This is a genomic window from Lentibacter sp., from assembly GCF_029254145.1.
GTDB lineage: Bacteria > Pseudomonadota > Alphaproteobacteria > Rhodobacterales > Rhodobacteraceae > Lentibacter.
Genome location: NZ_JAQWYD010000048.1, coordinates 1 through 5,879, shown reverse-complemented (window position 1 = coordinate 5,879; position 5,879 = coordinate 1). Strand labels below are relative to the sequence as shown.

Sequence of the window (5,879 nt, the reverse complement as noted above, 5' to 3'; positions counted from 1 at the left end):
GGGGGCTGTCGGAAGGGCTGTGCCCAGCGCTGCGAGGGCACCACTTGGAAGATATCGCCTGCTCGAATGTAGTCTTTGGCCTTTTCGACGGCGGCTTTGTAGCCCTCGCGCGTAAAATTGCTTTTTGGTTCAGCATCTTCCTGAGCGTCGCCAAGATCACGCGCCTGTTGAGGAAGCGCGCGCTCAAGGTCGCGTACAGCGTCCATCACGCGCTCGGCAGCCTGGGCATAGGCAGCGCGTGCAGAGAGACCGTCAGAGGTCCAAGCAGGGGATACGACGATCACCTCACCTTTGACGCCATCCAGAACGGCTGTGACTGTCGGGCGCAGGAGTACGGCATCAGGCAGCCCGAGCGTATCTTCGGGGACATTTGGCAGATGTTCGACAAGGCGGATCATGTCATATCCGAGGTACCCAAAGAGGCCAGCCGAAGCGGCGGGCAGATCTTCGGGCATCTCGATCCGACTTTCATCGAGTAGCGCGCGCAGATTAGCGAGCGGATCGCCAGGCTGCTCTTCAAAGGTGCTTTCATCAAAACGCGCTTGCCGATTGAGGCGACTTTTAGTGCCATGGCATTGCCACACGAGATCAGGCTTCATCCCGATGATGGAGTAGCGTCCACGCACTTCGCCGCCTGTCACAGACTCTAGCATAAAGGCGTTCTTGGCGGCGCCTGTGAGCTTGAGCATGAGGGAGACAGGCGTATCTAGATCCGCTGCGAGACGGGTATAGACCAGCTGGTTCTGGCCCGTAGAAAAGCCCTGCTCGAAACTTGTGAAAGACGGGGTCAGCTCCACGAGATATGCCTTTTTGTTTAGAACTGGGTGTTCACCGCATTGATCGCGGCTTCGTCCAGTGTGATGGGCATCCGCGACTGAATGTCGGTCACGAACATGTTGTAGATGTCTTGCGCCAAATCGTTTTCATACTGGCTTTCCAGCAGGCTGCGCGTGCTGGCGAGCTCGGGATCGGCGACATCGGGGGCGATAATCATATCAAGCTGCAGGAGCGCCACGGTATCTGCGCCACGTACCACCGCTGTATCGCCCTGAGCGGCAAGTGCGAAGGCCTCAACCAGAAGAGAGGGGGGCGCATCGGCGAGGAACTCGGCCCGTGTGAGGCCGCTTTCGACGCGCGGTGTAACCTCAAGCGAGGTAAAGGCACGGCCTTCTCGGAGCTCAGCTGCGAGTGCATCAGCTTTGCCCTCAAGGGCGTTCAGAAGACGCAGGCGGCGCTCGTCTTCAATGACCTCTGCACGAACCGCGGAAAGCGGCTGTTCGGCAGCGGGCTCTTCTGCGTCAAGGCGCAGCGCAATCAGGCCGCCGTCGTCCAGCTCGATGATTTCGGGGAAGTCCTCTAGTGTGATCCGGTTGGCGGCTTCGCGGAAGGCAGCATAGCCTGCGGGCGTCGCTTCGGCCCGATCATGCCATTCGATCATCCCGAGTTCCATCATGGTTTCGGCGGCGAGTTCTTCCAGCGTTGCGCCGGCGGCAAGCAGGTCTTCGTAAGATTCGCGTTCAGTGTCGATCAGGCGTCTGGCTCGGCTTTGGGCGTATTCGTCCCGCAGCTCGTCCGCGACATCTTCAAAGCTTGTTTCTACAGCAGACAAAACACCACTGATACGGAAGAGGGCAGGGCCAAGGTCTGTCTGGAGCGGCCCGACAATATCGCCTGAGGCGGCTGCAAATGCTGCATCGCCAGCGCCCTCAAGTTCGGCCAGGCTGACGTCACCCATGTCGATGTCGTTGAGGGTGAGGCCGCGCTCTGCTACGATATCTTCAAAGCTTGCGCTGCCAGCCGCGATTGCATCTGCTGCGGTCTGGGCTGCGTCTTTGGCGGGGAAGACAAGCCGCTCGACAAGGCGCCGCTCCGGACGGTTGAGCTCTGTGGCGCGCTCGTTGAAGAGTTGCTGCAGTGTTGTTTCATCGATTTCAACAGTTTCAATCATCTGCTCTGGCGTGAGAATCGCGAACGTAATTTTACGGAAGAAAGGTGTTTTGTAATTCGCTGAGTTTTCGCGGTGGAAAGCGACGAGCTCTGCCTCGGTGGTCTCTGGCAGAGGTGCGTCGAGCATGGTCTCGTCGAGGATCGCCCACGTAAAATCACGCTCTTCACCTATGAAGTTGATGATTGTGTCAGCATAACTGGCTGTGGAGCGAATATTGCTGAAGAGGGCTGTTTGGACAATTCCTCGGGCCATTTCTTCGCGTACGATCTCTTCATACTGACGCTCTGTAAGGCCGATTTGCTGAAGTCTGAAACGGTAGTCATCGCGGTTGAACTGTCCGTCGATGCCTTTGAAGGCGTCTGTTTCAACAATCTGACGGGCGAGGCGCTCGTCTCCTACAGAGAGGCCGAGAGCAGCGGTTTCAGCGTCCAGAGAGCGCGTGGCAATAAGCTGTGAGAGCACGAGGCGGTCAAGCTGTTGGGCTTGGGCTTCAGCAAAGCTGAGCGCGTTGCCAAACGCCGAGCTTTGGCCCTGCAGCATCTGGCGCAGAGCACGGCTGTAGCTCTGGGTGGTGATCTCTTTGTCTCCGACTGCGCCAACAGTGCGCACGGAGCCGCCAAGGTTGGTTATTCCGAAACCACCGAGGCCCAAGATGAGCATCGCCATCAGGATCCAGACCAAAGTTTTGGTTGTCTTACCACTCGCGCTCATCACGCTCTCCTCATGCCCAATTCTTGAAGGCAGTGTCTAAGGGTTTGCTCGCGCGGGAGCAAGGCTCAAGCGCGGGTCTTTTCCAGCCTGTCAAACAAGGTTTTGACACCCGCAGCATCCACATTGGCAAAAGCAATGCGCAGTTCTTGCGCGCCTGATGCGTCACCCTCGGGGCGGAACATCGTCCCTGGCAGGCACAAGATGCTTTGTTGGCGAACAAGCTCTTGGGCGAGCGCATCGGAGGCCAGCTCAAAGGGGTGGGCCAAATAGGCAAAGTAAGCACCAAGGCCGAGTAGATGCCATCCCTGCGCTTCAAGGCGGGGGAACTCTGCCTCAATGGCGGAGCGGCGCGCAAGGATTTCGGCGCGCTCACCCGCGAGCCATTGGCTCAGGTTTTGCATCCCCCAAAGTGCACCACGCTGACCGAGCTGGTTGGGGCAGATCGTGACTGTATCCAGAAACTTCTCAACTTCGGCCAAACGTGCTTTGGACGCAATGATTGCGCCGACGCGGTGACCCGTGAGGCGATAGGCTTTGGAAAAGGAATAAAGCTGGATCAGTGTGTTCTGCCAGCCGTGCCGCGAGAACAGGTCATGCGGCGCGCCTGTGCGACTGTCAAAGTCACGGTAGGTTTCATCGACAATCAGAGCGAGGCCGTGCTCTTGGGCCAGATCATAGAATGCACCGACAAGCTCTGCGGGATATTCCACGCCAGCGGGATTGTTTGGTGTGACAAGCGCAATTGCGCGGGTGCGAGGCGTGATCAGAGCGCGTGCCGCGTCGGGATCAGGCAAAAGGCCTGAGCCAGCGGGCAGGGCCACTGTACGCACGCCTGACATATCTAGCCACATCTTATGATTGAAATACCACGGCGTTGGCAGGATCACCTCGTCGCCTTCGGCGCAGAGTGTGGCTATGGCGGCGGCAAAGGCCTGATTGCAGCCTGATGTGATTGCAACCTCGCCTTCGGCGATTTCGCCATTGTAAGCAGCGCGCCACTGCTGGGCGACTTCGGCCCGCAGAGCTGGCAAGCCGAGCGTCGGGCCATAGAGGTGCGTTTCAGGCTCTGTTAGGATCGCTTCTGCCATCGCTTCACGCATAGACGCTGGCGGGGGCGCGGTTGGCGCTGCTTGGCTGACGTTAATCAGGAGCCGTTCGGGCGGAAACACCACGCCGTCAAGCCAGCGCCGTGCTTCCTGCACGGGGGGTGGGAAAGTTGTTGCGGTGCGTGGCTGTGTCATGTGGCGGATCCTGTTGTGATGTGGGAGCCTGCTGCGGGGAGACGTTTCAGGGGTAACGCGCTGACAAGTATGAGTATTTTCTGCGCTTGAATAGCCCCCGCGCTGTGTCCCGCAGGGGCGGAAAAGTCAGGTGTTAGTCTTTGCCGCGATAGGGCTCAACATATTGCAGTGCCATATCCCAAGGGAAGAAGATCCACGTATCTTGGCTGACGCCTGTGATAAAGCTGTCGGCCTGTTTTTCGCCTTCGGGCTTGGCATAAACGCAGGCAAAGTGAGCGTTGGGGTAAAGTGAGCGCACAAGCTCGAGTGTTTTGCCGCTGTCCACGAGATCGTCCACAACAAGGATGCCTGTGCCATCGCCCATCAGGCTGGCTTCTGGCGCTTTGAGGACTTCGGCCTCGCGGCGCTGGTCGGCTTTGCCGCCGCCCGAGTGATAGGACTTGACCGAGATTGTATCAACTGTACGGATGTCCAGCTCGCGCGCGACGATCATGGCAGGGGCCATGCCGCCACGTGTGACGGCGACAACAGCGCGCCATTGACCGTCATCAGGACCTTTGCCGTCTAGCCGCCATGCGAGCGCACGACTGTCGCGGTGAATCTGGTCCCAAGAGATGTGAAAACCTTTTTCGTGGGGCAGGCGGTCTGTCATGGTGGCGATTCCTTTGTGGATTTATTTGGAAAAGATGAGGCGCAGCGCGAGAGCACCTAGAATGAGGGCTGCCACACGATCAAACATAGGCTTGAGGCGCAGATATCCTGCGCGGGCGGCTGAGGTGGAAAGTGCAATCGCAAAGAGGGTGTACACGGTCCACTCGATGAGCAAATGATTGAGTGCAATGCTGGCTTTTGCTGCGAGGCTCATGTCTTGTGGGAAGATGACCAAGAGCACGGCAGAAGCGAATATCACAGACTTCGGATTGCCCATGTTTACGGCAAAGCCCGTTAAAAAGGCTCGACGCAGTTTAGGCGCATCGGCGGACGAAGGCGGCAGAGGCTTGGAGGCGTCTTTCCACATGCCATAGGTAATATAGAGCAAGTAGAGCGCCCCGCCCGTTTTGAGCAGTACATAGGCCCATGGAAAGAGCTGAAAGACACCCTCAAGGCCCAAAAGAGCGAGACCTGTCCAAAGAGCAGCCATCGTACCGAGACCGAGCCCTGTGATTATGCCTGCCATGCGGCCTGATGTGAGCGTGGTTTTAAGAGCCAAAAGGAGGGCTGGGCCAGGGCTGGCCATAGAGGCCAGCAGCGTCAAATTGAACGCGATGATGTGGCCCAGCTCCATGGCTTAGTCTTTGCGACCAGTCACAACGTCAATGTCAGGCGCATCGACGGCTTTCATCCCGACGACATGGTAGCCTGCGTCAACGTGAAGGTTTTCGCCTGTCACGCCTGATCCAAGATCAGAGAGCAGATAGAGCGCAGATTTGCCGACATCGTCGATTGTCACGTTGCGGCGCAGCGGTGAGTTTAGCTCGTTCCACTTGAGGATGTAGCGGAAATCACCGATGCCGGACGCAGCAAGCGTCTTGATCGGGCCAGCCGAAATCGAATTGACGCGGATGCCGTCTTTGCCAAGGTCTTCCGCAAGATATTTGACCGAAGCTTCCAGAGCAGCTTTAGCGACGCCCATGACGTTGTAATGCGGCATAACCTGTTCGGCGCCGTAATATGTAAGCGTGATGGCGGAGCCGCCCTCAGACATCATCTTCTCGGCGCGCTGCATGATCGCTGTGAAGGAATAGACCGAGATGTCCATGGTCATTGTGAAGTTGTCGCGGCTCGTCTCGACATAGCGGCCGCGAAGCTCGTTTTTGTCAGAAAAGCCGATGGCGTGAACCACAAAGTCGAGCTTGCCCCATTCTGCTTTGAGGGTCTCAAAAAGCGCGTCCATCGAGGCTTCGTCGGCGACATCGCAGGGCACAACAAGAGACGAGCCAAGCTGTGCGGCGAGAGGAGTGACCCGCTTGAGCAGGGCA

At 58.0% G+C, this 5,879-nt stretch carries 5 protein-coding genes and 1 pseudogene; all 6 read right to left on the bottom strand.

Features of this window, described 5'->3' with window-relative positions:
- Positions 1-797, bottom strand: a pseudogene (locus tag P8O11_RS05530) (anthranilate synthase component I); the annotation flags it as partial.
- A gap of 17 nt (positions 798-814) precedes the next feature.
- Entirely contained in the window at positions 815-2,659 is a 1,845-nt protein-coding gene (locus tag P8O11_RS05525; RefSeq protein WP_300292501.1) for a peptidylprolyl isomerase, read from the bottom strand.
- Between the two features lie 65 nt (positions 2,660-2,724).
- The gene (locus tag P8O11_RS05520) at positions 2,725-3,900 is read right to left on the bottom strand and encodes an aminotransferase (RefSeq protein ID WP_300292499.1); all 1,176 of its coding nucleotides are present in this window, start codon (positions 3,898-3,900) and stop codon (positions 2,725-2,727) included.
- A 133-nt stretch (positions 3,901-4,033) separates the two neighbouring features.
- Positions 4,034-4,552 (bottom strand): xanthine phosphoribosyltransferase, encoded by a 519-nt coding sequence (gene gpt / locus P8O11_RS05515; protein ID WP_300292497.1) that lies wholly within the window; start codon positions 4,550-4,552, stop codon positions 4,034-4,036.
- 21 nt (positions 4,553-4,573) lie between these two features.
- Entirely contained in the window at positions 4,574-5,185 is a 612-nt protein-coding gene (locus P8O11_RS05510) for a LysE family translocator (protein WP_300292495.1), read from the bottom strand.
- A 3-nt stretch (positions 5,186-5,188) separates the two neighbouring features.
- The coding region (locus P8O11_RS05505) for an SDR family oxidoreductase (RefSeq protein ID WP_300292492.1) at positions 5,189-5,879 on the bottom strand (691 nt) is incomplete at its 5' end.

Coding starts and splice junctions, on each gene's coding strand:
- P8O11_RS05510 (WP_300292495.1), bottom strand. CDS start 5,185: ATGGAGCTGGGCCACATCATCGCGTTCAATTTGACGCTGCTGGCCTCT.
- P8O11_RS05525 (WP_300292501.1), bottom strand. CDS start 2,659: ATGAGCGCGAGTGGTAAGACAACCAAAACTTTGGTCTGGATCCTGATG.
- P8O11_RS05520 (WP_300292499.1), bottom strand. CDS start 3,900: ATGACACAGCCACGCACCGCAACAACTTTCCCACCCCCCGTGCAGGAA.
- gpt (WP_300292497.1), bottom strand. CDS start 4,552: ATGACAGACCGCCTGCCCCACGAAAAAGGTTTTCACATCTCTTGGGAC.